Origin of the sequence: Nitrospirillum goiasense, assembly GCF_034427435.1 — a bacterium.
Taxonomy (GTDB): Bacteria; Pseudomonadota; Alphaproteobacteria; order Azospirillales; family Azospirillaceae; genus Nitrospirillum.
Window position 1 is genome coordinate 1024178 of record NZ_JAXQNP010000002.1, and the last position, 16160, is coordinate 1040337.

Sequence of the window (16160 nt, forward strand, 5' to 3'; positions counted from 1 at the left end):
TCTTCGCCGGGCTCTTTACTTGGATGCCGTCTTCGCCGGCTTGGCCCACTTGGCCAGCCAGTCGACCACGGCCTGCGGCTCCATGTGGCGGGCGTCGGTCAGATCGAAGGACGCGTCGCCGTTCACCAGGGTGCCGTCAGCCTCCACCACCAGCACGGTGGGCACGCCCTTGAACTTCGGCACGCCAAAGCGGGCGGGCACGTCCATGTTCTTGGTGTAACGGCCCACATCCACCGTCACCATGACGAAGTTCTTGTCCAGGAAGCTGTGCACCTCCGGCAGTTCCACCAGGCCGGCCAGCACGCGGCAGTCACCGCACCAGTTGCCGCCGAAGTCCAGCAGCACGCGCTTGTGCTCTTTCTTCGCCTTGGCCAGGGCGGCGTCCACCTGGGCGTTCACGGCGGCGTTGTCGATGGTCTCGTCATAGGGATAGGGCAGCGGCTGCTTCAGTTCCACATTGCCCACCTGCGGGGCGGCGACCTGGGCCGCGGCGCCAACGGGGAACAGCGCGGGAAGGGCCAGCAGGGCGGCGACGCCCAGGGCGGAGAAGGTGGCGCGGACGGTCATCGCAGGCTCCTGCATCGTGGGCGGGATCGCGCCATTCCAAGCGCGACTTCAGATCATTATGCCTGATACGGGTTTAAGGAAAAGCCCTGCCAGGAACGTATCCCCACCTCTCGTCGCATAACCGTCCAGCATTTGACGAATAATCCCGACCGGCGTTGAATTATTAAACACTAATAATTTGTTATTAAGGGGCGTGAAATGAACCGTCCAGGCCAAGGGGCGGGACGGCCAGCCGTGCCAAAGGACAATGAAGCGATGCTCTCGGCTGAACGCGCGCCAAGACCAAGCGGAAGAGGGAAGAAACAAGAATTTCGGAGAGAGAAATGACCGGATTTACTCAACGGCCTTGGATCATCATTCGCTGGCTATTGAAGCGAATGGCGCGCCCGGAAGGACTCGAACCTCCAACCCCCAGATTCGTAGTCTGGTGCTCTATCCAATTGAGCTACGGGCGCTTTTTCGTCTCGCCGGTGTCGGCCGGTGAGGTGGGTGCTTGTAGAGGATGATCGGGGGGACGCAACAGCTTTTTTCGCCCCCGATGCATTTTCTTTCCGGAGCCATATGGGACACGTCGGGGGAGGCCCAGTCGGGACGCGCATGGGGAGCGTGACGCCGGTGCGTCGCCGTGCATTGTCGAGGCGATGGGGATGGGCTATCTACCCACCCCAACACCTGCGTTGAATTTTTGACCGTTTCGCGGAGCCCCGCCCCCATGTCGTCCCATCACGCCGATACCGCCAAGAACTTCCCCGTCACCTGGGAAGAACTGCACCGTCATGCCAAGGCGCTGGCCTGGCGCATCAGCGACAAGGGGCCGTGGAAGGGCATCGTCGCCATCACCCGCGGCGGCCTGGTACCGGCGGCCATCCTGGCGCGTGAGCTGAACATCCGCCTGATCGACACCATCTGCATCAGCAGCTACGACCACCAGAACCAGCGCACCGCCCAGAACCTGAAGGCGCCGGTGGCGGTCGAGGGCGATGGCGAGGGCTGGCTGATCGTCGACGACCTGGTCGACACCGGCAAGACCGCCGCCATCGTGCGCAACATGATGCCCAAGGCGCATTTCGCCACCATCTACGCCAAGCCGGCCGGCCGGCCGCTGGTCGACACCTTCATCACCGAGGTGTCGCAGGACACCTGGATTCATTTCCCCTGGGACCTGAACCCCATCGCCTACATGCAGATCCGCAACGACTGATCCGTCGGCGTTCTCTCGTATGTTTCAACGGCCCGCCCGGTGTTCCGGCGGGCCGTTCGCGTTTCAGGGATGGGGAAGGCCCTATTTCGACTCGGGCGACAGCACCTGGATCAGGTGCGGGGTGTCCGGGTCGGCGATGATGGCGCGCAGGGCGGACCGGTCTTGCGGCAACTTGCCCTGGGGCACGTCCATCAGGGTGCCCACCCGGGTGTTCAACGGCACCGGCTTGCCGTAGATGGCGTTCAGCCGCTCATACTCCGCCTGGTGAAAGGCGTCGTTCTCGTCCGGGTTGGGGAAGTCGCGCGGGGTGATGATGATGTCGGCCGGTGGGGTGGTCGACTGCGTCACCGGTTCGGCCACGCGGGGGCCCGGCGCCGGCTGAGACGCCGCGGCGGGTTGGGTGGCCGCCTGCTGCGCCCCGGCGGGGCCCGCCAGCAGCACGCCGGCCATCAGGGCGCCAGCCGTGACGGCCATGGTCATAAAGGGTGTCGGATGATGATTCCGGCGGAACGGCATGGCGTCGGTCTCCTCTGATGCCGGCCGCGCGCGGGCCGGGCGGTGAAGGACTCCGCGACCGCGAAAGGGCGCGCCCCTGGGACAGGGCAGGCGGCGGCGGGCAAGCCACTCATCACAGACCATGGATATGGGAACGGCGGACGCCGTTTCCCAGGCGTCCGCCGGTGATACAAAGGGTTTATTCCCAGCCGCCCAGCAAGGGCCGCATGCGCTTGCTGTCCACGTTGCGGATCTTCTGCCGGCCGTGGACATGGGTGGGGGCGGGCGCCACCGGGCCGCCCGCGCGCACGGGCCGCTCGGCGAAGCGGCCCAGGGAGATCATGCGGTCATACATGACGATGGCGGCGGCCACGGCCACGTTGACGCAGAACTTGATGGGGATCTTGATGACGTGGTCGCAGCGCGCCTGCATGGCCGGCGACAAACTGCCGCGCTCCGGCCCCAGGACATAGGCCGCCCGCAGGGGGTGGCGGAAGCTGGGCAGGTCCACCGCGTCATCCGTCAGTTCCACACCCACCAGGGTGCAGCCCTCCGGCAGGGTCATGGCCGAGACGCTGGGATAGGTGTAGAGCGGGACATGGTCCTGCCCGCCGGACGTGTCGACCCGGTTCACCTCGTCCAGGTCCAGGGCGGCGTTCACGGTGAACACAAAGCTCGCCCCGAACGCGTGGCCGGAGCGCATGATGGTCCCGATGTTGCCCGACTTGCTGATCCCCTCGGCGCCCAGGGCGAAATATCCGCGCATGTCGCGCACCTTGCACAAGGCAAGCCGCTTGGGCAAGGTTCCAGCCCCCCGGGAAACAGGATTGCAGTCATGCCCCGGCCGGGGGAGAACGCGGGCGTACAGATCCTCAAGCCAGGGCGGCCGGCCACATGCACGACGACCACGATCACTCCCACGGCGACGGCTGCTGCGGCGGCCATGACCATCCCCCTGCCACCCATGGCCCGGCGGTGGTGCGCCAGGTGGACATCCCCGACCGCTCCGACGCCCCCATCTTGGTGGAGGTGACGCGCGGGTCCATGGTGGAATCCCGCCATCGCGGCCGCGTGGTCGTGGTCGATGCCGGCGCCCGCGTGGTGGCCCATTGGGGCGACGTCGACGGCCTGGTCTATCCCCGTTCCTCCAACAAGGCCTTGCAGGCCATCCCCCTGATCGAAAGCGGTGCGGCCGACGCCTACGCCGTGACGGATGAGGAATTGGCGCTGGCCTGCGCCTCCCACCAAGGGGAGGCCATGCACACCGAACGCGTGGCCGCCTGGCTGGATCGGTTGGGCCTGTCGGTGGATGACCTGGAATGCGGCGCCCACCTGCCGACGCATGAGCCGACGGCGGCCGCCCTGCTGGCGGCGGGGCAAAAGCCGACGGCCCTGCACAACAACTGCTCCGGCAAGCACACCGGCTTCCTGGCCGTGGCCAAGCACAAGGGGGAAAAGCTGGCGGGCTATGTCCGGTACCAGCACCCGGTGCAGCAGCGCATCCTGGGCGTCATCGAGCAGGTGACGGGCCATGACCTCAGCCGCGCCCCCTGGGGCGTCGACGGCTGCTCCATCCCCACCATCGGCCTGCCATTGGGCGCCCTGGCCCTGGGCATGGCCCGTCTGGCCGACCCCGACAGCCTGCCCGATCGCCGGGCCGAGGCGGTGATGCGCCTGCGCCGCGCCTGGGGCAAGCATCCCGAGCTGGTGGGCGGCACCGGCAACTTCGATACCGAGGTCATGCGCGCCGCCAACTCGGCCGTGCTGCTGAAGTCGGGGGCGGAGGGCGTGTGCTGCGCCGTGCTGCCGGAGCACGGTCTGGGCATCGCGCTGAAGATCGAGGATGGGGCGCCCCGCGCCGCCGGCCCGGCCATGGCGGCGGTGCTGAAGCGCCTGGGCGTGCTGCCCGACACGGTGTGGGACAGCGTCGCCCACCTGGCCGTCGCCCCGGTCACCAGCCGCCGGGGCGACACCGTTGGTGAGATCCGCCCCACCGCGGCGGCGGCGGGGTGAGCCGGGGATGAGGCGCCTGGGTGGTCGTTGGGCGCATGCCTAAATGATGGTATTGTTGCCTCATCAGGAAGGTCTTCCGCGATGAACAAGAGTCCGCCCCGCCGCTCCGTCCCGCCTCGCCTTGCAGAGGATGAGGAGTACCGTCGCCAACTCGAGGAATTGGAGGCGTCTCTGGACGCCGCCGAAGCTGAGTTGGAGCGTGACGGGCCGGTTCCGCCTGCCCAACTGGCTGCGATGCTGCGTGAGTTGGGACGGGAGTGGGGCCTGGAAGATGATTTGGATGAGGGCAAAGAGGGGCCAACGCCTGGTCCGTGATGCGCCTATCCGACTTATTGGCCGATCTGCCTGAGAATTTGTCTAGCCGCGCAACCGAGGATCTTTTGCGGATCTTAAGGGAAAGCTGGCGGGAGTGGGGCATCCACACGGCTTTCCAGACGCGCAACCGTCTTTTTGCTCGATGCCATTCAATCGCGGCTGGCACGGCACTAGGCCACAGCCGCCAAGACATGACCTCTCGTCGTTCCAGGCTCTTCCTGAACGAGGGGCCGTTTGTGATCGTCTATAATCCGGTCACACGGCGAGTGTTGCGTGTCCTTCACGGGGCCAGGGACTTTCCTCGGCTTCTCCGATGACCGGGCAATAAAAAGCCCGCCGACGTCCGTCAGGATCACCGGCGGGCTCTGGGCTGCCCCACCCTTTATTTAGTGGATCGACTCGCCGTGCAGGGCGATGTCCAGGCCGTCGCGCTCGATGTCCTCATCGACGCGCAGGCCGATCACCAGGTCGATGATCTTCAGCAGGATGAAGGTGATGACGCCGCACCACACGACGGTGAAGCCCACGCCCTCCAGCTGGGTCAGCACCTGGCCCACATTGCCTTCGATCAGGCCCAGCTTGGCGGCGGGATCGTCCTTCAGCGCGGCGGCGAAGGCGCCTTCGCTGTTGCCGATGGACATCTTGGCGAACACGCCGGTCAGGATGGCGCCGACGATGCCACCGATGCCGTGCACGCCGAAGGCGTCCAGGCTGTCGTCATAGCCCAGCGCGCGCTTCATGGACGTGGCGGTGAAGAAGCAGATGACGCCGGCGGCGATGCCGATGGCGAAGGCGCCCACCGTGTCGACGAAGCCGGCGGCCGGGGTGATGGCCACCAGGCCGGCCACGGCGCCCGAGATGATGCCCAGGACCGAGGGCTTGCCCTTCAGGGCCCATTCCACGAACACCCACGCCAGGGCGGCGGCGCCCGTGGCCACCTGGGTCACGGTCATGGCCATGCCGGCGCGCGGGCCGGCCGTCAGGGCGGAACCGGCGTTGAAGCCGAACCAGCCCACCCACAGCAGCGAGGCGCCGATAAGGCTCAGCACCAGGTTATGCGGGCTGAAGTCGGCGTTGGGGTAGCCCTTGCGCTTGCCGATGACCAGGCAGGCCACGAGGCCGGCGATGCCGGCGTTGATGTGCACCACGGTGCCGCCGGCGAAGTCCAGCACACCCAGCTTGGCCATGAAGCCATTGGGATGCCACACCGTGTGGGCCACGGGGGCGTAGACCAGCAGCGACCACAGGGTGATGAACACCAGCATGGAGGAGAACTTCATGCGATCGGCGAAGGCGCCGGTGATCAGGGCCGGCGTGATGATCGCGAAGGTCATCTGGTACATCATGAACACCGGCTCCGGGATCGTCGGGGCCAGGGCGTGGGTGCCGGTCGGGTCCATGCCCGCCAGCAGCACGCGGCTGAAGCCGCCGATGAATTCCTTGGCGTCGGCGGCGTCACTGGCGGCGGTGAAGGACAGGCTGTAGCCCACCACCGCCCAGATGACCGTGACCAGGCAGGTGATGGTGAAGCTCTGCATCACCATGGCCAGCACGTTGAACTTGCGCACCATGCCGCCGTAGAACAGCGCCAGGCCGGGGATGGTCATCATCAGCACCAGGGCCGTGGACATCAGCATCCACGCCGTATCGCCACCGCTGATCGCGGGGGCTGCCGGGGCCGCGGGTGCCGCCGCGTCTTGCGCCGCCGCCAGGGCGGGCAGACCCGCCGCCAGCGCCATGGCGCCCAATCCCAGGAAACGCTTACCCAAACCGCTCATCCCACACCCCATTCCCAGCCACCGTTAATCAGTCACCGCGTTTGCCCATCGCCGCGCCAGCAAGGGCCGGCGGTTGTCGGGGACGCCACCGTCCTGGCCGCCGGCCATTCGCGAACCCGCCCCCTCTTTCAAACTTCGTGCCGCGATACATCCGGGCGCGGTATCGGGCCTTGGGCGCGCGCGGGCTTTTGGGCTGCTGATTAAATTATGGGCGATATCGGTAGGGCAGGGGCGGGGCGGTGGGTTCCATGCCCAAGAGATGGGCGGATTTCCGTCAAAACCCACGCGACGCTATCAGGAAGATCAAGGTGTTAGCGTTCCAGGCCATCAAATATCGGCGCCAATTTCAGCAAGCCATGCCAAAAACGCCCAATATTTAGGCGAATTCCTGCGACTCTCCGGGTGGGGTGCCCCTAAAGCAGCAACGCCGGCGCCACCCCATCGCCGTCCTGGGACAGGACGGGAGGGGGCGGGCGCCGGCGCCGCCAGAAATAACGTTCAATCAGCCGTGAGGAGGCGACGATTATTCCTCTTCCTCGTCGGCGTCCTGCTCGATCTGGTTGGCCAGGTCGTGCAGCATGTCGACCACGTCCTGGTGGGTGGTTTCCTCAACCGCCTGGTTGACGGCCACTTCGATCATGGCGACCGCGACATAGGCGGCCAGGGGGCCCGCCTCCTTGAGCGCCGCCTCAAGATGCTTTTCCGCGACGCTCAGCGCCTTCTCGAACAGGGCTTCCGCGGTGGAGTTGTTGGTGTCGCTCATGGCAGACCTTCACTGTGATAATAGGGTGTATGGATCAGCTCGTGGGCCAGCTATAGCATCCTTGCCCGGTGCCGTCACGCCGCCCGGCTTGCCAAAAGTCGCCCCGCACCCCTAATCCCCGGGGCAAATCATGCCCCGTCACAGGAACTTAACGCCCGTGTCCGTCCCGCCGTCATTTCCGCAGGCCCCGCTTCCTCCCGGACCCGGCGCCGCCGATCCGCCTTTCGATCTGGCCGAGGCCGCCAGCTACCGCTTCTGGACGGACGAGCATGTGCGTTTCAACGACCTGGACCCGGTGGGCCACGTCAACAACAACGCCTTCGGCGTCTATTTCGAATCGGGCCGGGTGGCCCTGCACCACGCGCTGCGGGCGCGGGTGGACATGCGCGGCCACGCCATCGTGATGCGCAAGATCACCATCGATTACCTGGCGGAGATCACCTACCCCAATGCCGTGCGCGTCGGCACGCGGGTGGCGCGCCTGGGCCGCACGTCCTGGACCACCGGCAGCGGCCTGTTCGTCGGTGACCGCTGCCATGCCACCGCCCTGTCCGTTTCGGTCCTGGTGGACGTCGCCAGCCACCGGCCCACGCCCATCCCCGATGACCTGCGTTCCGCCATGGAGGGTTTCCTGTGAGCCGCCGTCCCGTCCCCCCACCCGCGGCAAATCCTTTGGTGGCAAGTCGTTCGGCGGCGGCCGCCCTCAGCCCCGCCGCCCCGCCGCCCGCCCGCCGGTGGAACCACCCACCACGGGCCCGGTCGAGATCACGGTGGAAACCGTGGGCGCGCTGGGTGACGGCGTCGCCCACTGGCAGGAACCCTACGGGCCAAACCACCGCCTGTTCGTGCCTCAAACCCTGGTCGGCGACCGGCTGATGGTGCGCTTCGCCCAGCAGCGGGGTGAGGGCTGGCTGGTGGAGCCTGTGTCGCTGCTGGCCGAGGGGCCGGGCCGGGCCGACCCCGCCTGCCGCCACTTCGGCATCTGCGGCGGCTGCACCCTGCAGCATATGGACCCCGGCACCTACGGCGCCTGGAAGGTGGAGCAGCTGCGCCATGCGCTGAGCCGCGCCGGCATCACCGACCTTCCCATGGCCCCGCTGGCGCGCACGCCGCCCCACGCCCGCCGTCGGGCCGTGCTGGCCGCCGCCCGCCGGGGCCGGCGCCTATGGCTGGGCTTCAATGAGCGCGCCAGCCACCGCCTGGTGGATATCGAGGAATGCACGGTGCTGGCGCCGCGCCTCATGGCGCTGATCGCCCCCTTGCGCACCCTGCTGCTGGAGCTTCTGCCGGACGAGCACACGCTGGACGTGGCGCTGACCCTGCTGGACGACGGGCCCGACGTGGTGCTGATGGGCCTGCCGCAGCCGGACCTGAACGCGCTGGAGATGCTGGGCGCCTTCGCCGAGGCGCATGACCTGGCCCGCCTCACCTGGTCCAAGCGGCCGGGCGCGCCCGTCGAACCCATCGCGCTGCGCCGCACCGGCGTGGTGCGTTTCGGTCCGGTGACGGTGTCGCCGCCCGCTGGTTCCTTCCTGCAGGCCAGCGCCGAGGGCGAGGCCGCCCTGGTGGAGGAGGCCCTGGCCGGCGCCAAGGGGGCGGCTCGTGTGGCCGACCTGTTCGCCGGCAGCGGCACCCTGACCTTCCCCCTGGCCACGCTGGCGCCCGTCCACGCGGTGGAGGGGGATGGGCCGGCCCTCACGGCGCTGGAGGCGGCGGCCCGCCAGGCCACCGGCATCCATCCCGTGACGGTGGAGCGGCGCGACCTGTTCAAGGAACCGCTATCCCCGGCGGAGCTGTCGGCCTACCAGGCGGTGGTGTTCGATCCGCCGCGCGCGGGGGCGGCGTCCCAGGCGGCGGCGCTGGCGGCCTCGTCCGTCCCGGTGGTGGTCGCCATTTCCTGCAATCCGATCAGCTTCGCCCGCGACGCCGCCCTGCTGCTGGACGGCGGCTATGTCCTGGAACGGCTGGTGCCGGTGGACCAGTTCCTGTGGTCCCCCCACCTGGAAGTCGCGGCCCGCTTCCGCCGGGGGTGATGTGGCCCCGGGGTGATGTGCACATGCCACGCCGGGGCCAAACGTTTGGCCAGGGGCGGCAGCGGCGATGCGGGGGCGGGCGGGGCGTGTTATAAACCCTGCCCCCATAGTCGCAATACAGAAGCGAGTCCGGCAGTCCCATGAGCAAGGCGCTTGAGATCCTGAAGTCCTACGCCCCGGCCACGGTGGCGGAAGAGAACGTTCTGAACGACATCCTGGACCGGCTGGGCCGCCGGGCGCTGGACGCCGACGCCGCCGTCGAACAGATCATCGACCGGCTGGATTGGCCGCTGGACCGCGCCGCCGCCGAGGTGGATGCGTATTTGGAGTAAGCCACCTCAAATGGTGGGCGGGCCCATCCGGGCCCTTGCCTTATCCTCGCTGTGCCTTTCGGTGCTCGCTGCGGCGGCCACGGTCGTGGCCTTGTCGCTGCGCTCCGGTGCGCTTCGTTCGAGGTGAGGCGAGGTGCGCCTGGTCTCTATCCTTATTCCGTGATCCGGATGGTCGGCAGTCCGACGCCGGCGGCGGCGCGTTCGCGGAGGATTTCGCGGCGGAAGCGGTAGAGTTCCGCCGGCCGGCCGCCGGTGCGGACCTCCAGGGCGCCCGTGGGCTCCACCAGGCCGCCGGCGATCAGCAGGCGGCGGAAGTTCTGCTTGTGCAAGCGCACGCCCGACAGCGCCTCCACCAGGCGCTGCAACTGGAACAGGGTGAACTGCGGCGGCAGCAGGTCGAACACCACGGGGCGGTATTTCAGCTTTCCCCGCACCCGGCCTAGGGCCGCCGCCAGGACGCGGCGGTTGTCCTGCGCCATGGGGATGCCGGTGGCGGCCAGGGCGTCGGGCTGCGCCGGGCCGGACCACAGGCCGGCCACGTCGGCCGGCAGCGCCCCGTTCTGCGCCAGCTTGGCCAGTACGGCGCGGTCGCGCGGCGCCTCCGCCACCAATCCTGCCTCGTACAGCAGCTCATACCGCTCCAGCACCCGTTCATAATCCCAGGCGTCGTCGTCGGGGCTGAAGGTGGTGTGCACCCGGTCGCGCCGCTGGGCCGCCAGGTCGGGGTCGCGGGCCGCGTCGTGGGCCGCCCAGCGTTCCAGCGCCGGCAACAGCGTGCGGCCGATCATGGCCGGGCGGCCGTCGCGCCAGTCCTCCCACGGGAAATAGCTGTACCAGTCATGCCATTCGGCGGCGCCGGAGCCCGACAGCGGCGCCTCGCGCGTCAGGGCGATGTAGCCGACGGAGACGACGCGCGGCTCCCCATCGACCTCGCGCAGGTCGCGGTAGCGATCGCCGAAGGTGTAGAGCTGCTCGACATAGCCCAAGGGCAGGCCCGTCAGCTCGGTGACCCAGCGGCGCAATCCCTGCTCCAGCGTGCGGTGGCGCTCGGGCGCGAAGGGGCCGAAGGGCAGGGCGTCCCAATCGCCGCTGGCCTGCTGCTGCGGCGTGGCCAGGTCATGCGTCAACCGGCGCACCACCAGCACGCGCGGCACCTCCCGCGTCACCGCCACGATGACGGCGGTGAGGCCGATGGAGGCGCGTTCGGCCGCCGGCTGGCTGTTCGGTTGTGCGGTTTGGGGCTGCCGATCGCTGGTCACGAGTCTCCCGCCAAATCTGTTGCGTGGGCGAATTTACCCGCCAAGGGGCGGTGGGCCGTCCCGGCGCGCGACAGAATGTGTTGTCCGAGACGCTTTTGACAGCAAGAGAAAGTTCACCGGCCCCTGTTAAAAGACGACAATCTGCTTATTGTCCTGCGAGGCAGGATGCCGCTTCGTTTCGATGCCGTGATTTGCCTATGGTAGGCCCCGCGAATTAACGGGCCGCCCGCATGAGAGACGGCCCGACTTCGGGAGAGAAGACCCATGGCGCTCAAAGCAGAACAGCGCAAATCCGAACTGACCGAACAGATCGCCGCCAAGGTGCGGGACCGCCTGGCTCGGGAAAAGGCCGGCCCGGCCGAACGCTTCGTCCGGCAGTTCTACGCCAACGTGCCCCCGGATGACATCCTGCGCAGCAGCAGTGATGAGCTGTACGGCGCCGCCATCGCCATGTGGCAGTTCGGCGCGGTGCGCAAGCCCGAGACCGCCCAGGTGCGCGTCTGCAATCCCAAGGTGGAGCAGGACGGTTGGCACGCCCCCCACACGGTGGTGGAAATCGTCAATGACGACATGCCCTTCCTGGTGGACAGCGTCTCGGCGGAGCTGAACCGCCATGGCCTGACGGTGCACCTGGTGATCCACCCGGTGGTGAAGGTGAGGCGCGACGCCGACGGCCGCCTGGTCGAGCTGTATGAGCCGCACGCCGCCCCCGCCGATGCCAAGGCCGAGAGCTTCATGCATGTGGAGGTCGACCAGCAGACCTCCCCCGAGCTGTTGGAAAAGGTGCGCGCCGGCCTGGTGCGCGTCCTGGCCGACGTCCGCGCCGCCGTGGAGGATTTCGAGGCCATGCGCAGCCGCGTGGCCGAAACCATCGCCGACTCGCAAAAGGCCAACCAGCCCCTGGACGCCGCCGAGGTGGCGGAGGGCCTGGACTTCCTGCGCTGGGTCGACGACGACCATTTCATCTTCCTGGGCGTGCGCGAGTACCGCTTCGGCAAGGAGGATGGCCAGGACACGCTGGACATCCTCAGCGGCGCCGGCCTGGGCATCCTGCGCGATGACGAGGTCTCGGTCTTCGACGGCCTGCGCTATTTCTCCCAGTTGCCGCCGGACGTGCGCGCCTTCGTGCGCCAGCCGCGCGCCATCATGGTGACCAAGGCCAACAAGGATTCGACCGTCCACCGCCCGGCGCCGCTGGACGCCGTGATGGTGAAGCTGTTCGACGACAACGGCGTGGAGATCGGCGAGCGGCTGTTCGTCGGCCTGTTCACCTCCGTCGCCTACAACCGCGCGGCGCGTGAGATCCCCTACCTGCGCCAGAAGGTGAACCGGGCGCTGGAGCGGGCGGGCTTCGACAAGTCCAGCCACGACGGCAAGGCCTTGCTGCACATCCTGGAGACCTATCCCCGGGATGAGCTGTTCCAGATCGGCGACGACGAACTGTTCGACATCGCCATGGGCGTGCTGCACCTGCAGGACCGCCAGCGCGTGGCCCTGTTCGTGCGCAAGGACCCGTTCGAACGCTTCATCAGCGCCCTGATCTATGTCCCCCGCGACCGCTACGACACCGACCTGCGCCTGAAGCTGCAGGGCATCCTGGAAACGGCGTTCGAGGGCAAAACTACGCAGTATCATGTGATGCTGTCGGAAAGCGTGTTGGCCCGCGCCCATGTCATCATCCAGACCACCCCCGGCAAGGTGCCCGACTACGACGTCCGCGATGTCGAGGAGACGCTGATCGAGGCGGCGCGCGGCTGGGGGGAACGGCTGCAGCAGGCCCTGGTGGACGCCAAGGGCGAGGAGGTCGGCCTGCGCCTGGCCCGCCGCTATCGCCGCGGCACCCTGGCCGAAGGCTACCGCGAGACCTACAGCCCCGAAGCCGCCGTGATGGATATCGAGCGGCTGGAGGCGGTGGCGGCCACGGGCCGGATCGCGCTGAACCTGCACCGCCCGGTGGAGGCGGAGCCGCACGAGCTGTTCTTCAAGGTCTATCACGACGACACGCCGGTGCAGCTGTCCCAGGCCCTGCCCATGCTGGAGGATCTGGGCCTGAAGATCCTGGCGGAAGGCGGCCCGCACGAGGTGCGCCTGCCCGGCCGTGAGAAGTCCATCTGGATCCAGGACTTCGAGATGAAGATGGCCAACGGCCAGGCCGTCGAGCTGGACGCGGTGAAGGAGGCGTTCGAGGACGCCTTCATGCGCGTCTGGACCGGCGAGGCCCAGACCGACGGCTTCAACAAGCTGGTGCTGGGGGCCGGTCTGGCCTGGCGCGACGTCACCATGGTGCGCGCCTACGCCAAGTACCTGCGCCAGGCCCGCTTCGACTTCTCCCAGTCCTATATCGAGGACACGCTGGCGGCCCACGTGGGCATCACCAAGCTGCTGGTGCGCCTGTTCCACCTGGCCCATGACCCGGCCCTCCTGGCCAAGCTGGGCCGGGAAGAGGTGGACAGCCAGCGCATGGGCCTGGTGGTGGAGATCGACCACGCCCTGGACCAGGTCACCAACCTGGATGAGGACCGCATCCTGCGCCGGATGCTGAACCTCATCCGCGCCACCCTGCGCACCAACTTCTTCCAGAAGGGCGCCGACGGCCAGCCCAAGAGCTATCTGTCGTTCAAGCTGGACAGCCGGTCCATCGACGACCTGCCGCTGCCCCGGCCCATGGTGGAGATCTGGGTGTACAGCCCCCGGGTCGAGGCCGTGCACCTGCGCGGCGGCAAGGTGGCGCGCGGCGGCATCCGGTGGTCGGACCGCAAGGAGGATTTCCGCACCGAGATCCTGGGCCTGATCAAGGCGCAGATGGTGAAGAACGCGGTCATCGTGCCCATGGGGTCCAAGGGCGGCTTCGTGGTGAAGAACCCGCCGCCGGCCTCGGCCGGTCGCGAGGCGGCGCTGGCCGAAGGCATCGAGTGCTACAAGACCATGATGCGCGGCCTGTTGGACATCACCGACAACCTGGTGAAGGGCCAGGTGGTGCCGCCCATGGATGTCGTCCGCCTGGACGGCGACGACCCCTATCTGGTGGTCGCCGCCGACAAGGGCACGGCCACCTTCTCCGACATCGCCAATGGCGTCAGCCGCGACTATGGCTTCTGGCTGGACGACGCCTTCGCCTCCGGCGGGTCGGCCGGCTATGACCACAAGAAGATGGGCATCACCGCGCGCGGCGCGTGGGAGGCGGTGAAACGCCACTTCCGTGAGCTGGGCCGCGATTGCCAGACCCAGGACTTCACCGTCGTGGGCGTGGGCGACATGTCGGGCGACGTGTTCGGCAACGGCATGCTGCTGTCCCGGCACATCCGCCTGGTGGCCGCTTTCGACCACCGCCACATCTTCCTGGATCCCAACCCGGATGCGGCCAGCAGTTGGGAAGAGCGCAAGCGCATGTTCGACCTGCCGCGCTCCTCCTGGGCGGACTATGACAAGTCCAAGCTGTCCCCGGGCGGCGGCATCTTCGAGCGCGGCGCCAAGTCCATCCCGCTGTCGCCGGAGGTGCGCGCGGCCCTGGGTATCACGGCCGAACGCTTGACCCCGGCGGAGCTGATGCAGGCCATCCTGAAGGCGGACGTCGACCTGCTGTGGCTGGGCGGCATCGGCACCTATGTGAAGGCCGGCGGCGAGAGCAACGCCGAGGTGGGCGACAAGGCCAACGACGCCCTGCGCATCGATGGCCGCCAGGTCCGTGCCAAGGTGGTGGGCGAGGGGGCCAACCTGGGCTTCACCCAGCGGGGCCGCATCGAGGCCGCGCAGGCGGGCGTGCGGCTCAACACCGACGCCATCGACAACTCCGCCGGCGTCGACACCTCGGACCATGAGGTCAACATCAAGATCCTGCTGCGCGACGTGATGGACAAGGGCAGCATGACCCTGCCCCAGCGCGACGCGCTGCTGGCCACCATGACCGATGACGTGGCGGACCTGGTGCTGGCCGACAACTATCAGCAGACCCAGGCCCTTTCCATCGACGAGGCGGTGGCGTCCGACACACTGGACGATCTGGCGCGCTTCATCCGCCTCATGGAAAAGGCGGGCAAGCTGAACCGCGCCATCGAGTTCCTGCCGACGGAGGAGGAGGTGGCGCTGCGCGCCCAGGCCCGCCGGGGCCTGACGCGGCCGGAGACGGCGGTGCTGCTGGCCTATGCCAAGATCGACCTGTACGACAAGCTGCTGAACTCCGACCTGCCGGACGATGCCAAGATGGCGGCCGACCTGGTGGAGTATTTCCCGGAAAGCCTGCAGCGGCAGTATCCGCAGGCGGTGGCCGGCCATCAGCTGCGCCGGGAGATCATCGCCACCGTGGCCACCAACAGCATGGTGAACCGCGTCGGCCCCAGCTTCGTGGCCGAGATGGTGGAACAGACCGGCATGGGCGAGGCCGACGTGGCCCGCGCCTATCACATCGTCCGCGACGCCTATGGCCTGCCGGCGGTGTGGAAGGCCATCGACGCCCTGGACAACCAGGTGCCGGCGTCGGTCCAGACCGATATGGGCCTGGCCACCCGCCGCCTGCTGCGCCGCGCGGTGCCGTGGACGCTGCTGAACAACAGCCATCCGCTGGACATGGCGGCGGGCATTGCCCGCCTGGCGCCGGCGGTGAAGGTGTTGTCCAAGGCGTTGGCCGACATCCTGTCGCCCGACGCCGCCGCCGACTTGGGCGCCAAGAAGGACGCCTTGGAAAAGGCGGGCGTGCCGGCGGAGCTGGCGCACCACGTCGCGGCGCTGTCGGCCCTGGGGGCCGCCACCGACATCAGCCAGATCGCGGTGGAAACCAACCGCGCGGTGGACAAGGTCGCCGCCATCCACTTCGCGCTGGGCGAGCGGCTGGGCTTCGACTGGCTGCGCGGCCGGGCGGAGGCGGTGAAGACCACCACGCACTGGCAGCGCCAGGCCCTGGGCGCCATCATCGACGACCTCTACAGCCTGCAGGGCCGCCTGGCGGCCCGGGTGCTGGCGGGCGAGGGCGACGATGTGACCGCCCTGATCGACGGCTGGCTGGCCGCCAAGGCCGGCCCGGTGGACCGCATCCAGTCCCTGCTGGCCGAACTGCGCGGCGTGGCGCACCTGGACGTGGCCATGCTGGCCGTGGCCACTCGCCAGCTGCGCGGCCTGACGGCGGGCTGATTTACCTCCGAGGTGTGACCGGCGGCATGGGGCTTGTCCTCATGCCGCCGTGGCCCCGTGCCGGTGACGGGCGCCACCCTTTGATCAGCCGCCTGTTGATCCAGGGCGGTGTCACGCAATTCTTCTCGTGAATTTCAACCCTGATTCTCCGGCCTCTGCGCTGTGGGGGCGGTGGCGAACTGTCGCTTGCGCAAAGGCCGGCGACTCCATATTTATTGATTTCACAACGCCTCTCCGTGCATTGCCAAGATTGTCCGGTGGGTTTTGTCGTTTCCCCGAT

General features: G+C 68.1%; 13 protein-coding genes and 1 tRNA gene. 7 read left to right on the forward strand and 7 right to left on the reverse strand.

Going from position 1 to position 16160, the window contains the following annotated elements; translation table 11 throughout:
• Positions 1-15: 15 nt before the first annotated feature.
• Positions 16-567, reverse strand: coding sequence for a thioredoxin family protein (locus ULB03_RS07190; RefSeq protein ID WP_322482539.1), 552 nt, complete (start codon positions 565-567; stop codon positions 16-18).
• A 378-nt stretch (positions 568-945) separates the two neighbouring features.
• Positions 946-1022: transfer RNA gene (locus tag ULB03_RS07195), tRNA-Arg, on the reverse strand.
• A gap of 257 nt (positions 1023-1279) precedes the next feature.
• Between ULB03_RS07195 and gpt the strand changes: the two genes are divergently transcribed.
• Entirely contained in the window at positions 1280-1768 is a 489-nt protein-coding gene (gpt, locus tag ULB03_RS07200; protein WP_322482540.1) for a xanthine phosphoribosyltransferase, read from the forward strand.
• 81 nt (positions 1769-1849) lie between these two features.
• On the opposite strand, the gene ULB03_RS07205 is transcribed toward gpt, so the two are convergent.
• Together ULB03_RS07205 and ULB03_RS07210 are read right to left on the reverse strand one after the other, a co-directional pair.
• Positions 1850-2248, reverse strand: coding sequence for a hypothetical protein (locus ULB03_RS07205; protein WP_322482541.1), 399 nt, complete (start codon positions 2246-2248; stop codon positions 1850-1852).
• Between the two features lie 214 nt (positions 2249-2462).
• The gene (locus ULB03_RS07210; RefSeq protein WP_416211059.1) at positions 2463-3065 is read right to left on the reverse strand and encodes a TrmH family RNA methyltransferase; all 603 of its coding nucleotides are present in this window, start codon (positions 3063-3065) and stop codon (positions 2463-2465) included.
• A 92-nt stretch (positions 3066-3157) separates the two neighbouring features.
• Between ULB03_RS07210 and ULB03_RS07215 the strand changes: the two genes are divergently transcribed.
• Positions 3158-4276: an asparaginase gene (locus tag ULB03_RS07215; protein WP_322482542.1), complete on the forward strand. Its 1119-nt coding sequence runs from the start codon at positions 3158-3160 to the stop codon at positions 4274-4276.
• 314 nt (positions 4277-4590) lie between these two features.
• Entirely contained in the window at positions 4591-4908 is a 318-nt protein-coding gene (locus ULB03_RS27380; RefSeq protein WP_416211142.1) for a type II toxin-antitoxin system RelE/ParE family toxin, read from the forward strand.
• 69 nt (positions 4909-4977) lie between these two features.
• Here ULB03_RS27380 and ULB03_RS07220 read toward each other — a convergent pair whose 3' ends face one another.
• Entirely contained in the window at positions 4978-6369 is a 1392-nt protein-coding gene (locus ULB03_RS07220) for an ammonium transporter (protein WP_416211060.1), read from the reverse strand.
• A gap of 523 nt (positions 6370-6892) precedes the next feature.
• Positions 6893-7132 carry a hypothetical protein gene (locus ULB03_RS07225; protein WP_040843696.1) on the reverse strand — a complete coding sequence of 80 codons (240 nt, stop codon included), beginning with the start codon at positions 7130-7132 and terminating at the stop codon, positions 6893-6895.
• Between the two features lie 157 nt (positions 7133-7289).
• Between ULB03_RS07225 and ULB03_RS07230 the strand changes: the two genes are divergently transcribed.
• The 3 genes from ULB03_RS07230 to ULB03_RS07240 all read left to right on the forward strand — a co-directional run bounded on the left by ULB03_RS07230 (position 7290) and on the right by ULB03_RS07240 (position 9497).
• Positions 7290-7769 carry an acyl-CoA thioesterase gene (locus ULB03_RS07230; RefSeq protein WP_322482543.1) on the forward strand — a complete coding sequence of 160 codons (480 nt, stop codon included), beginning with the start codon at positions 7290-7292 and terminating at the stop codon, positions 7767-7769.
• Positions 7770-7866: 97 nt separating this feature from the next.
• A complete protein-coding gene (locus tag ULB03_RS07235; RefSeq protein WP_322482544.1) occupies positions 7867-9165 on the forward strand; it encodes a class I SAM-dependent RNA methyltransferase in 1299 nt (432 codons plus the stop codon).
• Between the two features lie 140 nt (positions 9166-9305).
• Positions 9306-9497 carry a hypothetical protein gene (locus ULB03_RS07240; protein WP_145734804.1) on the forward strand — a complete coding sequence of 64 codons (192 nt, stop codon included), beginning with the start codon at positions 9306-9308 and terminating at the stop codon, positions 9495-9497.
• A 152-nt stretch (positions 9498-9649) separates the two neighbouring features.
• Here the strand turns inward: ULB03_RS07240 and ULB03_RS07245 are convergent, their stop codons facing one another.
• On the reverse strand, positions 9650-10756 hold the full coding sequence (locus ULB03_RS07245; RefSeq protein ID WP_322482545.1) for an NUDIX hydrolase: 1107 nt from the start codon (positions 10754-10756) through the stop codon (positions 9650-9652).
• A 264-nt stretch (positions 10757-11020) separates the two neighbouring features.
• On the opposite strand from ULB03_RS07245, the gene ULB03_RS07250 reads away from it, so the two are divergent.
• A complete protein-coding gene (locus tag ULB03_RS07250; RefSeq protein WP_322482546.1) occupies positions 11021-15880 on the forward strand; it encodes an NAD-glutamate dehydrogenase in 4860 nt (1619 codons plus the stop codon).
• Positions 15881-16160: the final 280 nt, after the last annotated feature.